Below are 16,867 nucleotides of genomic sequence, written 5' to 3'. Positions count from 1 at the left end.
CGCGCGCGGGATCATAGGATCGTGTGACTCCAGCCATGGCTGAAATCGCAGCGGCGGCCGATAGCCCTGCCGCAGCGATCCCCAACGCTGCAGTCTTGATCCAGAACCCCGTCGCTCTGGGCTGGACGTCGCGAGCGCGCCTCTTCAATCTACCTTACCCGCCGTGTCGCCATAGCCATAGCCATAGCCATAGCCATAGCCATAGCCCGCCTGACGGTGCTTAAGCTTGGTGAGTACGGCACCAAACAGGTGTGCGTTGACCTGGCGCAGGCGGCCTAGCGAGGCCTTGATGCCGCGAATTGCAACGCCGTTGGTTTCGATCACGAAGACGCAACCCTCGACGACCCGCGAAAGCAGCGGAGCGTCGGCGAGACCGAGAATTGGCGGTGCGTCGACGATCACATGGTCATAGTCTTCGAGCAACTGGTCGAGCAGCGCCGCCATCTTGTTGCTGCTTAGCAGCTCGGAGGCGCTCGGCGGCGTGGGGCCGGCAGTGATCAGGCTGAGGTTCCTGGTGTTGGTTTCCTGGACCAGGCGTTGCCAGTCGTTGTCGCCGGCAAGGAGGTTGCTGAGACCGTGCACGTTCTGCACGCCGGCATATTGGTGCAGCGACGGCGAGCGCATGTCGCCATCGACGATCAGCACCTTGCTGTCGGTACGCGCCAGCACCGTCGCGATCGCCCAGCTTGTCGTGCTCTTGCCTTCGGCCGGACGGGTGCTGGTCACGAGCAAGGTACGGGGCACACCGTGGTCGGTGGAGAAGGCCAGGTTGGATCGGATGCTGAGATACGCTTCCGAAAGCGCAGATTTCGGGTCGCGCAGAACGTCGAGGCACTCGCCGGTCTCCACGTCGGGGACGCTGCCGAGCAGCGGTACCTGGAGAAGGCGGCTGACCTGGCTGGGCTCGCGGAGTCCTTCGTCGATCTGCTCCAGCGCGAAGGTGGCTACACCTGCCAAGCCGAAGCCGAGCAGCACGGCCAGCGTCAGGTTCAGCAGGAGATTGGGGGCAGACGGCGACGAGGGAATCTTTGCCGTATCGACAACGGCGATGTTGTTGGTGCCGACACCGGCGACGCCAATCTCCTTGTAGCGCTGCAGGAGCCCGTCATAGAGTTGGCGGTTGGTATCAGCTTCGCGCTGATAGATATTGTACTGGATATTGTCGCGTTGCTGCTGGTTCATGCGCGCCTTCAAGGTCTCGACCTGATTGCGCAGCGTATCCTCCCGGGTCAGCGCCTCGCGATAGTCGCCCGACACGCTGCTGCGGACTCGGCGTTCCTCGGCGGCGATGCTCGCATCGAGCGTACGGAGCTGCTCGGCGACCGCTCGCGCAGCGGGATAGCTTGGCTCGAACTGCACCATCATCCGCGAATATTCACCCGCTACCTCGGCGCGCCTTTGGCGAAGCTGGCCGATCGCCAGATTCCCGAGAGCTTCCGACGTCGCATCGGCGCGTGTGGCGCGAGCGTTGGCGCGGCTCTCGGCGGCGATACGATCGGCGGTCGCCTTGGCCAGCGCCTCGTTGAGCGCTTCAAGATTGTTCGAGACCAGCGTGCGTTCGATTTGGGTCTGCCCGTCGGCGCTCTTCGTCTTCCCGAGCGCGACAATACCCTTCTCCATCGCATAGTTCACGACATCGCGTTCGGAGGATTCCACGCGCGCGCGCAGATCGGCAAGCCGTACTTCGAGGAACTTGCGGGCCTCGGCAGTCGAGGCGTAGCGGCGATCCATGCTCGATTCGATGAACTGCTCCGCCCAGGTGTTTGCAATTGCGGCGGAGTCTGCCGGCGAGGCGCTGGTGTACTTGATATCGACCAGTGCCGAACCACGGATAGGCGATATCGAGACGTTCTTGAGCAGCAGGCTCACCGCCGTGCGCTCCCGCTGCGTTCGCTGGTCTGCGGTCAGGACGCGGCCATTGCCTGCCATCCCTTCTACGTTGACGCCATGCGCCTTGAAGAACGTGTCGCTGGATCCAAGCTTGAGGACACGGGCGACGCGTTCTGCCAGAGACCGTGCTGCGAGAAGGGAATATTGGGTCTGATAGAATTCGAGATCGCGGCTCGCCTCGGCGGATTCGAGGCCCTCGACATTGGTGACCTTCTTCTGCTCGCGGCTGATCTCGATCCTGGTCGCCGCGGTATATTGCGGCGTCATGAGCAGGGTGATTATCAGGCCGGCAATTGTCGCCGCGATGACGATTGCCGCGATGAGCCATTTCCAGCGTAACGCGACGTCCCAATACTGGACCAGCAGCGGGGGTGCCAGATTTCCTCCCCTTTCAGGAAGGGCGGTTGCTGCGGGGATGGTCGCCGGCGCGGTAGACAGAAGCATGAATTTCTTTCGTGAACCGAATTACTGGAGCGCGATCACAAGCGGTGCCGTTAGCACCGGCAGCACCTGGAGAACATCCTTGAAGAGGCGGCGCGCCGGCGAATCGCCGACCACGACGACGTCGTTCGCGAAAATCTCGGGGTCCTCATAATAGCCGCGGCGAATGGACTTCAGATTGTAGAGAGCGGCCATGCGCTGGCCATGGACGGTGCGGAACACCACGACGTCCTCCAGCTTGGCGAACTCGCCGGCACCCTTGGCGGTGGCGATGGCGCGCATGAGCGTCATGCGGCCGATCACCGGATAGAGACCGGGCTCGCGGACCTGGCCGTCGACGGTGACCGTCTGGCTGACCGTTTCCTTCAGGTTCACGGTGACCTGCGGATCGCGCACGAAGCGGCCGCGCAGGCGGTCCTCGAGGGTCTGTTCGAGCTCCGCGGGGGTCTTCCCGGCAGCTTCTACGACGCCGGCGAGCGGAAAGGAGAGGCGCCCGCCCGCATCGGTCTGCACTTCCTTGTTGCTAAGCTCGGGAATCCCGAACACGTCGATCGTCAGCCGATCGAACGGCCCGATCAGATAGGGGCGGTTCTGGGCAAGCAGGTCCGCGCCGTCGGGTGCGGGAAGGACGCCCGACTGGGGAACGGTGACGCTGGTTTGCCCCGAGGAATTCGCCGCGAAGGGCTCGGTATGCGCGCACGCCGCAAGCGACGCGCAAAGTCCAACCATCAAGAAACGATGCTGCATGAGATTCCTCGTAAGCCCGGCACCTGTTAGCGAATAGTGGAGGTTCGATCTACGCACTTTCGGCCAATGAATGCACTGATCTGGAAGCCCGTTGGGGCGCGCCGTGAAGCCAAATGATGGCGACCGCTGCGAGGCAGGCAAGCGAAGGCACCCGTAGCGGATAATCCCCGATGCTTGCGGCTGCGAGCAGCAGCAGGATCGCAGATCCCAGCCTAGCGAACTGCGTCTCGCGCGATGCGGTGGTGCCGCTTCGCCAAGCGCGGAGGCTCCATCTGCAGAGTAGCAGAAAGGCAGCGGCAAACAGTAGCACGGCAGGCAACCCGCCGGTCATCAGCAGTTCGAGCCAGTCATTATGCGCATGATTGGCATAGGTCGGCACCAGCATGCTGTCCGGCTCATCGATTTGGAAAACATCGCTGAAGCTGCCGAAGCCGGACCCCATGGGAAAATACTTCATCGCCGTGGCTAGCGTGGTGCTCCAAAGCGGGATCCGGAACTCCTCGCCGGGCTCTTCGGTGAAGAGGCGCTGGAGCGCAGGTGCGCGGGAGGATAGGGCGAAGAGCGCCACGATGCCGGCCAGCGCCAGACCCACCAGAAGATAGATGAGATAGCGTGAGCGCGCATTGCCCTTGCCGGGAGCGCTGGGGCGCCGGTGCAGCAGGGCTGCGAGGCCCAACCCGATCACGGAGAGGAGCAGGCCGGCACGCGATCCGGTCACCAATATTAGCGGCAGCAAAGCCGCCGCCAGCATCAACGCCGCCCAAGAGCGGAATCGTGCGACCTCGGCCGAGCGCTCGATCGACGCGTAGACTGCAAGCATCGGGAAGATGCACGCGAGCAGCGTCGCTGCATGGTTGCGGTTCGCGAACAGACCGACGGCGAAGCCGTTGTTGGTGATCTGGTAGAAATAGAGCGGTCCGTTCGCCGGGCCCAGCGTCTGGAGTAGGCCGACAAGGGCAGAGAGGAGCCCAAGGCCCCCGATCACGCCGAGCAGCCTGAACTGGTCCTCTCGCGGAAGCTGGATTCCGAGCAGCAATGCCGCAAGCGGCACGAATAGCGCAAACAATGCGTTCCAGGTACCTGTCGGAGACATGGTCCAGGGGCGCCACAGGGCGCCGAGCCCGGCCGTCCGATCGATATCGGAAACGATCCCGTGGCCGGGAAGGGTCGTCCACACCGCCGGCGGGAGCGGGACGAGCTGCATCACTACCAGCACCATGCCCGCCACGGCGATCGCGAGCGCGGCGCGGTAATGGCGGGCGGTGTCAGCGTTCAGCGTCCATAGCGCATATCCGCATGCGATCACCGCAACCGGCCGAAGGATGACGAGCGACCCGATGTCGTCCCGCGAGCCGCCGCCCAGCAGGAACACGAAAAACAGGAATCCACTCAACGCCCAGAAATTGGGTGAGGCGGGCCGGTAGAGGCGTCGAAGGTTGGACAAGACAGCTTATCGCATGGTTACAAAGGTGGGCGATAGGAAGCGAATATTCCAGATTCGTGGCACGCGCCATTGGCTGGCGCGAGACGCAAGTCCGGGATTTTCCAACGACGCTCCCCTTCGAAGCCGCCGCCTGGCGGCTGGGCTCGGCGTCCCCCTAGCCGCGAACCCTGGGGAAGGCAACCGCATCGCGTTTCCTGGCCCCTCCGGGAGGTTGGCGGAAGGATGGGCGGAGGTGCAATTCGGTAACGGCGCGCTGCGGTGGGGCCGCAATCGGGTGATGGGGCGCTAGGCGACGAGTCCGAAGCTATTTGCAACGATCCCCGCAATCCGCTCGGAAGCATGGCCGTCGCCGAACGGATTGTGGGCGCGGGCCATGGCCGAATAGGCGGAAGGTACGTCGAGAAGGGTTGAGATTTCGGAGACGATCCGCTTCGGGTCGGTGCCGACCAGCCTGGCGGTGCCCGCCGCGACGCCTTCCGGGCGCTCGGTGGTCTCGCGCATCACCAGCACCGGCTTGCCGAGCGCCGGGGCTTCCTCCTGCACGCCGCCGGAATCGCTGAGCACGACGTCGCACAGATCGAGTGCCCGGATGAAGTGTGGATAGTCGAGCGGCTCGATGCGGGCGACGTTGGGCCGGTCGCCCAGGAGCTTGTCCATCACCGCCACGACATTGGGGTTGGGATGCACGGGGAAGAGGATCGCAGTGTCGTCGCGATCGGCGATCCGGCCGAGAGCGCGGGCGATATCCTCCATGCCGCCGCCGAAATTCTCGCGGCGATGGGTGGTGACGAGGACGACGCGCTTGCCGGCGAAGCGGGCCGCGATCGGATCGAGGCCGGCCGACATGCCGGGCTCGACTTCGATCTGGGCACGCGTGGCGAGCAGGGCATCGATTACGGTGTTGCCGGTGACGTGGATCGTCGCGGGATCGATGTTCTCGCGGCGCAGCGCCTCGGCAGCCGTTTCGGTGGGCGCGAAATGCTGGTCGGCGATGGGCGCCACGATGCGGCGGTTCACTTCCTCGGGCCAGGGCTGGTAGATGTCGCCCGATCGCAGCCCGGCCTCGACATGGCCGACCGGAACCTTGCGATAATAAGCGGCGAGCGCGCCGACCATCGCCGTCGCGGTGTCGCCCTGGACGATCACTCGGTCCGGCTTCTCCGCGTCCATCACCTTGCCGAGGCCGGTGAGCAGGCGGGCGGTGAGTTGTTCCAGCGTCTGGCCCGGTTCCATCAGGTCGAGGTCGACATCGGGGGTGAGGCCGGCGATCGCCAGCACCTGGTCGAGCAGCCCGCGATGCTGCGCGGTGACGCAGGTGCGCACCTCCAGCCCGGGAACGGCGGCGAGCGCACGGACGACGGGGAAGAGCTTGATCGCTTCGGGACGGGTGCCGAAGATCAGGAGGATGCGGCGGGACGGCGGAGACATGGTCCTTCGTGTAGCAGGTCTGGCTTAACGCGCCTCTAACCCTGCGCCGCGTCCCGCCCACGTCCAACGGAGGCCGGGCGATCTCGATCGTACGCGAGAGCGGTATCGGTAGGGAACCGCCAACCGGGATTGAAGCGCGGCGAAGCCATGCCACCAAGCCACGGCCGAGGGAAAGAACAGGCGGAGCGTGACGGACCGCATGCGCGGCCCTTGGAATATGTTGCGAGCTTGCCTGCCGCCTGCCGGGTACATCACACCGATTGCGTAGCGCACATTTGACGAGTAGCAGCGCGCCAGCATTTTGGAGATCAAGTCGCGCCATGACCATCAAACCGCTGCGCAAGGCCGTGTTCCCCGTGGGCGGCCTGGGTACGCGATTCTTGCCCGCCACCAAGGCGCTTCCGAAGGAAATGTTGCCGGTCGTCGATCGCCCGCTCATCCAGTATGCCGTCGACGAAGCGTTGGAAGCCGGCATCGAGCAGATGATCTTCGTCACCGGGCGGGGCAAGAGCGCGATCGAAGACCATTTCGACATCGCCTATGAGCTCGAGACGACGATGTCCGCGCGCGGCAAATCACTTGAAATACTCGATGCGACTCGCCTGAAGCCCGGCGCGGTCGCCTATGTTCGCCAGCAGGAGCCGATGGGACTGGGCCACGCCGTATGGTGCGCCCGCGACATCGTGGGCGACGAGCCCTTCGCCGTGCTGCTCGCAGACGATTTCATGCTCGGCAAGCCCGGATGCCTGAAGCAGATGGTCGATGCCTATGACCGGGTGGGGGGCAACCTGATCTGCGCCGAAATCGTTCCGGACGACCAGACCCATCGCTACGGCATCATCACGCCGGGAGCACAGGATGGGGCGCTGACGGAGGTGAGGGGCCTAGTGGAGAAGCCGGCTCCGGGCACCGCACCATCGAACCTCTCGGTGATTGGCCGCTACATCCTGCAGCCCGAAGTGATGCGCGTCCTGGAGAAGCAAGGCAAGGGCGCCGGGGGCGAGATCCAGCTGACCGACGCGATGGCCCAGATGATCGGGGATCAACACTTCCACGGCGTCACCTTCGATGGCGTGCGCTACGATTGCGGTGACAAGGCCGGCTTCATCCAGGCGAACATCGCGGTGGCGCTGGAGCGCGAGGACATCGCCCCGGCGGTACGCGAGTTCGTCGCGAAGCGCTGCGCGGGCTGAACGACGGCAGCCGGGTGCGCAGACTGGAGCTGCCCCGGAGACAGGAGTGGCCGCCTCATAGGGATGGCGGTTCGGTCCGCGTCCGGGGCTGTCGCATAGGCACCTGTGTCGCGTACTTCTTGAATAGTGTCGCCCAGACGATCGTCCGGATCGCCTGGATCCGGACCCTCACCAGATTGTCGTCACTGGAGAGCGGAGCATAGTGCTCCGGCATCAGCGGCGTGGCCTCGCCGAAATAGGCGGCGTTCGGATCGGCCTCCTCGGACAAGCCGCTGCCAGCCGCCAGCCCGGCGATGTGGAGCGTGGTGCAATTGTCCAGCGCCGCCCAGCTCGGGGCGTTCCGGGTCCGAGCGATGCAATCGCGACCCTCGGCAGCAACCGCGCTGCCGCCTTTTCGGGAAAGCGTTACGAACCGCTCCAGCGTTGCGACGATCGCAACTTTGTCGATTGGCGGCGGTGGGCCGTCCCCGGCTTCGGTAGTGGACGGTACCGCCGCGAAGGCGGGCGGGGCGTCGAGCCCGAGCAGGCGGCGGGCGTTGCTGCGCGCCTGCGCGATCCAGGGATCGGTGAGAATCCCGTCCATCGCCCGCTGCGCCGGTGCAGGTAGGCGGGTCTCGTTGCCGGCGAAATATAGTGTCAGCGCGCCCGCCAACGGGATTGCTATGGCGAGCTTGCGGCGACGCGATGCGTGCCGGCGGACCGGCCGCGGCGGGGTGGGTCGGCTTGGGCCGGTCGAGTGCCAGGCCGGGGCGGGCGCCGGGCGCTGGGTCGCTGTGGCGGGCTGGGCCCGGCGGCGATCATAGGTGCGACGCGCCTCGGCCGTCACCAGCAGCTTGAACGCGGCATTGATTCTCGCTGCCCGCTCGGCGGCGTCGGGCGCTGTGCTGGCATCGGGGTGATATTTGCGGATCAGTGCCTTCCAGGCGGCACGGATGACGACATCGTCGGCCTTGGGGCTTAGGCCGAGCACCTCGTACGGATCGATGTCGTTTGACCCCGGCATGACGGCGATATCTATCAGTCGCCATGCCGGAGTGAAAGCGGATCGGGCTCAGGCCCGGACGACGATGTCCGAAATCACCCCGGCCCGCGCGCACGCGTTGCGGGTATCGACCACCAGCTTGGCCGAGGCCACTAGCGCGGCATAGTCCACCGCGTCGTGATCGGTGGCGATCAGCACTGCGTCATAGCTCGCGATCTCCGCCTCGTCCCATGCGACCCCGTGGCGGAAGTTCAGCGTCGGGTGCTCGCGGGTGTTGTCGATCTGGGCGACATGCGGATCGTGGAAATCGGCGGTGGCGCCGCGCGCCTCGATCATCTCCATCAGGCGGAGCGACGGGCTTTCGCGGATATCCTCGACATTCTTCTTGTAGGCCACGCCCAATACCAGGATGCGCGCGCCGCGCAGGCCCCGGCCGAACCGCGCATCCATCGTGTCGGCAAGGACGCGGACGACGTGCTGCGGCATGTCCGCGTTGATCTGGCCGGCCAGCTCGATGAACTTGGTATGCTGGTTGTACTCGCGTGCCTTCCAGGTGAGGTAGAAGGGGTCGATCGGGATGCAGTGCCCGCCCAGGCCCGGGCCCGGATAGAAGGGCATGAAGCCGAACGGCTTGGATTTCGCCGCGTCGATCACTTCCCATACGTCGATGTCCATCGCGGTGAAGATGAGCTTGAGCTCGTTGACCAGCGCGATGTTGACGGCGCGGAACACATTCTCGGTGATCTTCACCGCTTCCGCCGTCGCGGCGGACGAGACCTGGATCGCCTGGGGGACGATGTGGCGATAGACCGAAAGCGCGAGGGTGGCGGAGACGCCGTCGTCGGCGCCGACCACCTTCGGGATCTTGGTGGTGGAATAGGTGGGATTGCCGGGGTCCTCGCGCTCGGGCGAATAGGCGAGGAAGAAATCCTTGCCGGCGACGAGGCCGGCTTCCTCCAGGATAGGCTGCATCACTTCGGCGGTGGTGCCGGGATAGGTGGTGGATTCGAGGATGACGAGCTGGCCGCGGCGCAGCGTCTTCGCGATCGCGCGGGTCGTGCTCTCGACATATTTCAGATCGGGTTCGAGATGGCGGGTGAGCGGGGTGGGGACGCAGATCAGCACCACGTCCGCCTCGCCCAGCCGGGCGAGATCGGCGGTGGCCCTGAGCTTCTCGGTCTTCACCAGCGGCGCGATGCGCGCGGCGTCGATATGCTTGATATAGCTCTCGCCGGCTTCGAGCGCGTCGATCTTGGCCTGGTCGACGTCGAAGGCGAGGACGGGGCAACCGGCTTCACCGAATGCCACGGCGAGAGGCAGGCCGACATAGCCCATGCCGATCACGCCGATGATCGCCGTGCCGCCCTCGATCCGCGCCTGAAGCTTGAGCCCGTGCGCGGGCCATTCGATGCTCATCGGGAAACCCCATAACGGTGGAAGTACGCTTTCGCGCCTTCATGCCGGAACAGGGGTTTCAGTTTCGATAATGCGCCAGATACCAATCGATGAAGGCGGGCACGCCCGTGCTCGGGGGGGTAGCGGGCGCATAGCCGGTAAGCGCCTTGAGCAGGGCCGAGCTGGCCTCCGTCGCCGGCACGTCACCCTGCTGCATCGGCATGAAGTTCTTGATGGCTTGTTTGCCCAGCGCGCGCTCGATCTCGCCGATATAGTCCATCAGCTGGGTCTGCCGGCCCGCGCCGATGTTGACGGTGCGGAAGGGCGCGACGGGGGACAGGCTGTCGCCCTCGACGGGCACGGTGCCGGGAACGGCCTCGGTGAGCTTGACGATCGATTCGGCCAGGTCGTCGACATAGGTGAAGTCGCGGACCATCTGGCCGTTATTGTAGATGTCGATCGGTTCGCCGGCCAGGATGCCCCGGGTGAACTTGAACAATGCCATGTCCGGCCGCCCCCATGGGCCATAGACCGTGAAGAAGCGGAAGAAGGTCATCGGGACCTTGTAGAGATGCGCGTAGCTGTGCCCCATCAGCTCGGTCGCGCCCTTGGTGGCGGCATAGAAGCTCAGGGGCGTGGCCGTCCGCTGCGTCTCGGTGAACGGCATGTCGGTGTTCGCGCCATAGACCGAGCTGGTGGAAGCGGCGAGCAGGTGCTTCGTGGCATGGCGGCGCGCCAGCTCGAGCACGTTGAACGTGCCGATCAGGTTGGCGGCGACATAGCTTTCGGGCGCGTCGATCGAGTAGCGCACGCCGGCCTGCGCGGCGAGGTGGATCACCACGTCCGGCTGGAACTCGGCCCACGCGGCACCGAATGCTTCCATGTCGTCGATCGAGACCCGGGCGACCTTGAAGTTGGGATGGTTCGACAGAATGTCGTTGCGCGCTTCCTTGAGCGCTGGGTCGTAATAGTCGCTGAAATTGTCGACGCCGAGCACGGTCGCACCGCGCTGGAGCAGCTTGCTGGCCGTGTGGAAGCCGATGAAGCCGGCCGAGCCGGTGACGAGGACGCGGGTCATGGGGCGGCAGGTGCCTCAAGGCCGCCGTGAAGTCCAGTTTCTCTCTCTTGCGGTTCCTCCCGGATCGTCATCCGCAAACCGGGCAACCGGGATCCTTGGGCAAGGTCAGCGCTCGGAACCGGAAGGCGAGCGCATCGACCAGCAGCAGCTTGCCGGCAGGATCCTCGCCAAAGGGGGCGACGGCGCGGATCGCCTCCAGCGCGGCAAGGCTGCCCATCACGCCGGTGAGCGCGCCGAGTACGCCCTGTTCGGCACAGCTGATGCCCGGCCGCTCGGGATCATGGCCGACGAAGCAGCGATAGCAGGGCTTGTCCGCTTCCCAGCCGCGGAAGACGCCGAGCTGCCCCTCGAACTCCGATACCGCGGCCGAGACGAGCGGGACGCGGTGGCGAAGGCACGCATCGGCAACGGCGAGGCGAGTGGCGAAATTGTCGCAGCCATCGAGGACGACGTCCGGATGGAACGCGGCGATCAGCGCGTCGGCATTGCGCGCGTCGATCCGTTGCCGGAAGCCGGTGAACGTCACTTCCGGGTTCAGCGCGGCGACCCGGGCGCGCGCGGCCTCCACCTTGGGGCGGTCCAGGTCCGTGGTGGCGTAGAGCGTCTGGCGCTGGAGGTTGGAGAGGGAGACCTGGTCGTCGTCGATCGCGCCGAGCGTGCCGATGCCGGCAGCCGCCAGATATTCGATCGCCGGCGAGCCGATCCCGCCCGCGCCGATCACCAGCACCCGCGCCGCCTTCAGGCGCACCTGTCCGCCGCCGCCGATCTCGCGCAGCACGATGTGGCGGGCATAGCGTTCCAGCTCCGCGTCGGAGAGGTTCATTGCGGCAGGGTGAAGGTGAGGGTCGTGCTGTACCATTGCTCGCTCGCGCCGGGGCGCGGGAGCAGGTTGCCCCGCGCGAAGCCCGCCGCGAGGGCCGCGGCATATTGCTCGACCGAGGGGCAGGCGATCGCGCGCGGCACGGTGGTGCGGATCGCGCCATTCTCGTCGACCAGCACCGCGACCGAGACCTCGAGCGTGCCCGGCTTGGCCGTGGTGCATTTGCGCAGCTTCACTTCGCGCTGGACGAAGCCCTGCATGTCCGGCGTGAGGACCGGAGGCGTGCGCCAGGGCAGGGGCGGCAGCGCGTCCCAATCGATCGGCGCCGCCTGGAGCGCCGCTGCGAGAATAACCGATCCGATCACGTGCCCGTCGATCCGAAGCCCCCGATGCCGCGCGCCGTTTCGTCGAGCGTCCCCACCTCCTCGAGCTCCGCATGCTGGACCGGTGCGGGCACGAGCTGTGCAATACGGTCTCCGCGCGCGACGGTGAACGGCGCGTCACCGAGATTGGCGAGGATCACCTTAACCTCGCCGCGATAGTCGCTGTCGATCGTGCCAGGCGTGTTCAGGCAGGTGATGCCGTGCTTGAGCGCGAGGCCGGAGCGCGGCCGGACCTGGACTTCATAGCCCGGCGGGATCGCCATGGCGAAGCCGGTCGCCACCGCATGGCGCGCGCCGGGAGCCAGCACCACGTCCTCGGCCGCGACCACATCCATCCCGGCTGCGCCCGCCGTGGCATAGGTGGGGTGCGGCAGGTCCGTTCCGTGCGGCAGGCGTTGGAGAGCGATACGGATCGGAGCGAGCATCAAGACTTTCCTGGAAGGGCGGCGGCGAGGCGCTGGAGCGCGGAAATCACTTCGGGATCGCCGAGCAGCTCATGGCCCTTGCCGGGGATGATGCGGAAATCGGTGGCGATCCCGCGCAGCGACAGCGCTTCGGCATAGAGGCGCGAGAAGCGGAGCGGCGTGGTCTTGTCGTCGCCGCCCACCAGCACGGCGGCGCGCAGGCTGGGCGGCATGCCGCCCACGAGCTTCACCGGATCGAGGCTGTCGACCGGCGCATCCCAGAGCGGCGTCGGCGCCACGGTCTTCATGTGCTTGCGCCATTCCGGAAGGGCGCAGGGGCAGGAGACGAGGACGATGCCGTCGACCAGGTGCGGCCAGGTGGCGGCGAGGTCGGCCGCGATCGCCGCGCCGCCGGAATGGCCGACCAGCACGGTGCGGGCCTGCCCGTAGCGATGCTGGAGATGGCGGATCGTCTCGGCCACGGCGGCGATGCGATCGGGCGTGTAGTTGTCGCCGGTGGTCTGGCCGCGCTCGCCCGGGGAGCGATGGCCCTGCGGATCCTCATAGCCGGGGCGGAGCAGGGCGACCGCGATGCTGTTCGGCACCGCGTCGGCGGCGGCGCGGGCAAAGGCATAGTGATAGTCGGGCTTGGTGGCGGGGGCGTCGCCGTGCAGGACGACGATCAATGTGCGCACCTGGCGCGCCGGGGTGTTGCCGAAGCTCTGGGTGTAGAGGCCCGTGCCCGGCGGGCCGGCGGGCGCATCCGGGCGCGTGGCCGGCATGCTGCAGGCGGCAAGGCCCGCACAGAGCAGCAGCGCGAGGCTAGAGCGCATCGGCGATACGCTGCGCGAGCCGGCGGGCGACTTCGTCCTTGGGCAGTCTTTCCCAATGTTCGACACCGTCGGCGGTGACGAGATGGATGGCATTGGCTTCACCGCCCATCACATCGCCCGAAACATCGTTGGCGACAATCCAGTCCGCGCCCTTGCGAGCCCGTTTCGCGGTGGCATGTTCGACGACACGCTCCGTTTCCGCGGCGAATCCCACGATCAGCGCCGGCCGGCGCGGGCTGGCGGCGAGCATGGCGAGGATGTCGGGGTTCTCGGAAAGCTGGAGGCTGGGCGGGGCGCCGCCTTCCTTCTTGATCTTCTGGCCGGCGGCATCGGTGCGCCAGTCGCCCACCGCCGCGACCATCACCGCGGCATCGGCGGGCAATGCCCGGGCGACGGCATTGGCCATGTCCTGCGCGGTCTCGACATCGATGCGGGAGACGCCCGGCGGCGTGGCAAGGGCGACGGGGCCCGAGACGAGCGTGACACGCGCGCCCAGGGCGGCGAGCGCCCCGGCAATGGCATAGCCCTGCTTCCCCGAGGAGCGATTGGCGATGTAGCGCACCGGATCGATCGGCTCATGGGTGGGGCCGGCGGTGACAAGGATGTGCTTGCCGGCGAGCCTGCCGCCGGTGCCGCCCTCGAAATGGCGCTGGATCGCGGCGAGGATCGCCGCCGGCTCGGGCAGGCGGCCGGGGCCGTACTCGCCACAGGCCATCGGCCCTTCGTCGGGCTCGAGCACCGTCACGCCGTCGCCGCGCAGGGTGGCGACGTTGCGGCGGGTGGCGGCGTGCTGCCACATCCGCACGTTCATCGCCGGCGCGGCGAGCACCGGCTTGTCGGTGGCGAGCAGCAAGGTGGTGGCGAGATCGTCGGCGATGCCGGCGGCCATCTTCGCCATCAGGTCGGCGGTGGCAGGCGCGACCACGACCAGGTCCGCTTCGCGGCTCAGCTGGATATGGCCCATCTCGGCCTCGTCCTTGAGGTCCCAGAGCGTGGTGTAGACCTGGCTTTCGCTGAGCGCCGCCAGCGTCATCGGCGTGACGAAATGCTGCCCGCCGGCGGTTAGCACGCATTTCACCGCGATCCCGGCCTTGCGGCAAAGGCGGATCAGCTCGCACGCCTTGTAGGCCGCGATGCCGCCACCGACGATGAGGAGGATGCGCTGAGTCATGGAACCACCTTTGTCACGGTGATGCGGCGCCTGTCGAGCGCCTGGCGGAACAGGTCGCGCAGACCGTCGGGCGCGAAGGCGAGTCCGACCAGCGAGAGCGGCGCTATCATCAAGGCCCAATAGAAAGTGTCCGGCCGCGCGAACAGGGCGATCGCCAGCCCGAAGGCGGCGAGCGTGCCGGCGACGCGCGCCGCAACCGGGTCCTTCCAGCCGATCCAGCCGAACAGCGCCAGCGTGAAGAGCAGCGCTCCCAGCGCCATCGGGAGGAGCCGGAGCGCGGTGGAGAGCACCACCGACTTGGCGAAGAAGCCATAGCCATGCAGCCCCGCCCAGCCCGGCGAGGCGGGATCGGTGGCGGTGGTGACCTGGCCGACCGCCCAGGCATGGAAGCCGAGCGCGAGGGCGAGGCAGGCGAGCGCCACGCCCCAGCCGATCGCCTCGCGCTTCTGGCCCTCGAACCAGGCGGCGGCGAGCATGACCAGCGCGAACAGCGCGGCGGTCTCGCGGATCAGCATGGCGAGCAATGCGATCGCCACTGCCTCGATCCAGCGGTTCGGCCGGTAGATGCCGAGCGAAAGGGCGACGAGCAGCCCCGCCCAGATCTCGTGGAACGCCCAGAGATCGGGCTGGACGAACGCCATCAGCCCGGCGGCGAGCAGGGCGAGGCCGATCGCCACCGGTGGCCAGCGCGTCATCCCGCTGCGTAGCTTCATGCCCCAGACGGTGAAGACCGACGCGACCAGCAGATAGAGCAGGCCCATCGTCGCCAGGCGGGGAAGATGCGCCTGGACCATCGCCAGGCCCGGCAGGCGGAAGGTGACGAAGGGACGCAGCGGATAATTGCCGGCGCGAAGCGCGTCGGCGGCGACTTCGTAATAGCCGCCGCCATGGCGCACGCCCGCGACGATGCTCTCATAGAGAACCACGTCGCTCTGGTCGTCGGCGCGCTTCGCAGGGTCGCCGCTCACCGGGGGCGGGCCGACGGTGACCAGGGCGGTCAGCGAGAGCAGCAGGAACAGGCCGAGCACGCCCAGCGCGATCCGGGCGCGGGAACGGCCGAGCGCGGCGAAGCGCGTCGGCTCGGCCAGCCAGCGGATCGCGGGCAGCTTCACGAGAGCAGGTACATCATGATTGCCGCGCCCACCGCGCCGGAGAGCACGGCCACCGCGGCATAGCGCCAGCCGCCGACCACGCGGATGCGCTCGATCTCGCGGAGCGGCGGCGCTGGCGGCGCGCCTCCGGGTGCCGGGAAGCGCCGCTCGATGTTGCGGATCAGGTCGGGCAGGCGGGCGAGGGTGCGGATATCCTCGACCAGCCGGTCGGCGATCTTGGCCTCCGGGCCCAGCTCGGTACGGATCCATTCGCGCACGAACGGTGCCGATACGTCCCACAGGTTGATGTCGGGATCGAGCGTCCGCGCCACGCCCTCGACCATCACCATCGTCTTCTGGAGCAGCAGGAGGTGGGGCTGGGTCTGCATGTCGAAGTCGCGGGTGATCGAGAACAGGCCGTCGAGCATCGCGCCCATCGACATGTCCTTGACCGGCAGGCCGCGCATCGGCTCGCCGACCGCGCGCAGCGCCGTGGCGAACTCGGCGACATTGTGGTGCGGGGGCACATAGCCCGCCTCGAAATGGATCTCGGCGACGCGCTTGTAGTTGCCGGTGATCAGTCCGTAGAGGATCTCGGCGAGCCAGACCCGGGCGCGCCGGTCGATCCGGCCCATGATGCCGAAGTCGATCGCGGCGATGCGGCCGTCGGGGAGCGCGAAGAGGTTCCCCTGATGCATGTCGGCATGGAAGAAGCCCTCGGCGATCGCCTGGCGCAGGAAGGCGCGGATCAGCCGGCCGGCGAGGACGCTCGGATCATGCCCCGCGGCGACGATCCGGTCGCGATGCGAGAGCTTGATGCCGTCGATCCATTCGAGCGTCAGCACCTTGCCGGTGGTGCGCTGCCAGTCGATCTGCGGGACCATGAAATCGGGCTCGGCCTGCATGCCCTCGGCCAGCTCCGAGGCGGAGGCGGCTTCGCGGCGCAGATCGAGCTCGCGCGCGGTCCAGCGCTTGAAGGTCTCGATGACGAGGCGGGGGCGCAGGCGCGACGCCTCGCCGCCCATGCTCTCGACCTGGGCGGCAGCCCATTCATAGGTGTCGATCGCCTTGGCGAACTCGGCCTCGATCCCCGGGCGCAGCACCTTCACCGCGACCTGGCGGCCATCGGCTGTGACCGCGCGGTGGACCTGCGCGATCGAGGCGGCCCCGATCGGCGTCTCGTCGAACGCGGCGAAGAAGGTCTCGAGCGGACGGCCGAAGCTGCCCTCGATCCGCTGGCGGATCACCGGGAACGGCAGGGGCGGCAGCGCGTCCTGCAGGCGGAGCAGGTCGTGGGCGGCTTCGTCGCCGACCAGGTCGGGGCGAGTGGCGAGCGTCTGGCCGAGCTTGATCGCCGCCGGGCCGATCGCCTGGAAGGCATCGGCATAGCGCGGTACCTGGGGCACGCGCGCGCCGAAGCGGGCGATCCGGGCGATCCGGCGGACCGGCCTGGGCGTGTTGGGATCGCGCTCGATCCCGCGCAATGCGCCGTGGCGCGCAAGGATGCGACCCCATTTGAGCAGGCGCCAGAGATGGACGGCGGGTGCGGTCATCCGGAATTGCCGGG

Annotated in this window: 15 protein-coding genes; 1 reads left to right on the top strand and 14 read right to left on the bottom strand. The window is 67.2% G+C overall.

All coding sequences use genetic code 11. From position 1 onward, the window contains the following. Positions 1-144: 144 nt before the first annotated feature. From BGP17_RS07625 to wecB, 4 genes are all read right to left on the bottom strand, one after another. Positions 145-2,334: a GumC family protein gene (locus BGP17_RS07625; RefSeq protein WP_286711551.1), complete on the bottom strand. Its 2,190-nt coding sequence runs from the start codon at positions 2,332-2,334 to the stop codon at positions 145-147. Positions 2,335-2,355: 21 nt separating this feature from the next. Beyond that, positions 2,356-3,078, bottom strand: a complete 723-nt coding sequence (locus tag BGP17_RS07620) for a polysaccharide biosynthesis/export family protein (RefSeq protein WP_286711550.1) — start codon at positions 3,076-3,078, stop codon at positions 2,356-2,358. A 49-nt stretch (positions 3,079-3,127) separates the two neighbouring features. Further along, a complete protein-coding gene (locus BGP17_RS07615; RefSeq protein ID WP_286711549.1) occupies positions 3,128-4,471 on the bottom strand; it encodes an O-antigen ligase family protein in 1,344 nt (447 codons plus the stop codon). Between the two features lie 336 nt (positions 4,472-4,807). Beyond that, complete coding sequence (wecB, locus tag BGP17_RS07610; RefSeq protein WP_286711548.1) at positions 4,808-5,950, bottom strand: non-hydrolyzing UDP-N-acetylglucosamine 2-epimerase; 1,143 nt, start codon at positions 5,948-5,950, stop codon at positions 4,808-4,810. 320 nt (positions 5,951-6,270) lie between these two features. On the opposite strand from wecB, the gene galU reads away from it, so the two are divergent. Further along, complete coding sequence (gene galU, locus BGP17_RS07605) at positions 6,271-7,143, top strand: UTP--glucose-1-phosphate uridylyltransferase GalU (RefSeq protein ID WP_286711547.1); 873 nt, start codon at positions 6,271-6,273, stop codon at positions 7,141-7,143. A gap of 55 nt (positions 7,144-7,198) precedes the next feature. On the opposite strand, the gene BGP17_RS07600 is transcribed toward galU, so the two are convergent. The 10 genes from BGP17_RS07600 to ubiB form a co-directional block, all read right to left on the bottom strand. Beyond that, the gene (locus tag BGP17_RS07600; protein ID WP_286711546.1) at positions 7,199-8,146 is read right to left on the bottom strand and encodes a J domain-containing protein; all 948 of its coding nucleotides are present in this window, start codon (positions 8,144-8,146) and stop codon (positions 7,199-7,201) included. A gap of 48 nt (positions 8,147-8,194) precedes the next feature. After that, positions 8,195-9,541: a nucleotide sugar dehydrogenase gene (locus tag BGP17_RS07595; RefSeq protein ID WP_286711545.1), complete on the bottom strand. Its 1,347-nt coding sequence runs from the start codon at positions 9,539-9,541 to the stop codon at positions 8,195-8,197. Between the two features lie 58 nt (positions 9,542-9,599). Continuing rightward, positions 9,600-10,598 carry an NAD-dependent epimerase/dehydratase family protein gene (locus BGP17_RS07590; RefSeq protein WP_286711544.1) on the bottom strand — a complete coding sequence of 333 codons (999 nt, stop codon included), beginning with the start codon at positions 10,596-10,598 and terminating at the stop codon, positions 9,600-9,602. A gap of 67 nt (positions 10,599-10,665) precedes the next feature. Then, the gene (locus tag BGP17_RS07585; RefSeq protein ID WP_167298138.1) at positions 10,666-11,421 is read right to left on the bottom strand and encodes a HesA/MoeB/ThiF family protein; all 756 of its coding nucleotides are present in this window, start codon (positions 11,419-11,421) and stop codon (positions 10,666-10,668) included. Then, positions 11,418-11,783, bottom strand: coding sequence for a hypothetical protein (locus tag BGP17_RS07580; protein WP_167298139.1), 366 nt, complete (start codon positions 11,781-11,783; stop codon positions 11,418-11,420). The genes BGP17_RS07585 and BGP17_RS07580 overlap by 4 nt, the downstream gene beginning before the upstream one ends. Next, the gene (gene dut / locus BGP17_RS07575; RefSeq protein ID WP_286711543.1) at positions 11,780-12,226 is read right to left on the bottom strand and encodes a dUTP diphosphatase; all 447 of its coding nucleotides are present in this window, start codon (positions 12,224-12,226) and stop codon (positions 11,780-11,782) included. Before dut ends, BGP17_RS07580 begins: the two co-directional genes overlap by 4 nt. Beyond that, positions 12,226-13,038, bottom strand: coding sequence for an alpha/beta hydrolase (locus tag BGP17_RS07570; RefSeq protein ID WP_208413377.1), 813 nt, complete (start codon positions 13,036-13,038; stop codon positions 12,226-12,228). Before BGP17_RS07570 ends, dut begins: the two co-directional genes overlap by 1 nt. After that, the gene (coaBC, locus tag BGP17_RS07565) at positions 13,028-14,209 is read right to left on the bottom strand and encodes a bifunctional phosphopantothenoylcysteine decarboxylase/phosphopantothenate--cysteine ligase CoaBC (RefSeq protein WP_286711542.1); all 1,182 of its coding nucleotides are present in this window, start codon (positions 14,207-14,209) and stop codon (positions 13,028-13,030) included. The genes BGP17_RS07570 and coaBC overlap by 11 nt, the downstream gene beginning before the upstream one ends. Next, positions 14,206-15,321 (bottom strand): hypothetical protein, encoded by a 1,116-nt coding sequence (locus BGP17_RS07560; protein ID WP_286711541.1) that lies wholly within the window; start codon positions 15,319-15,321, stop codon positions 14,206-14,208. Before BGP17_RS07560 ends, coaBC begins: the two co-directional genes overlap by 4 nt. Beyond that, the gene (gene ubiB, locus BGP17_RS07555) at positions 15,318-16,853 is read right to left on the bottom strand and encodes a 2-polyprenylphenol 6-hydroxylase (protein ID WP_167298143.1); all 1,536 of its coding nucleotides are present in this window, start codon (positions 16,851-16,853) and stop codon (positions 15,318-15,320) included. Before ubiB ends, BGP17_RS07560 begins: the two co-directional genes overlap by 4 nt. Positions 16,854-16,867 lie beyond the last annotated feature (14 nt).

The organism is Sphingomonas sp. 67-41 (assembly GCF_001899725.1).
GTDB lineage: Bacteria > Pseudomonadota > Alphaproteobacteria > Sphingomonadales > Sphingomonadaceae > Sphingomonas > Sphingomonas leidyi.
The sequence above is the reverse complement of the archived record's forward strand: the minus strand, read 5'-3'. Positions and strand labels throughout refer to the sequence as shown.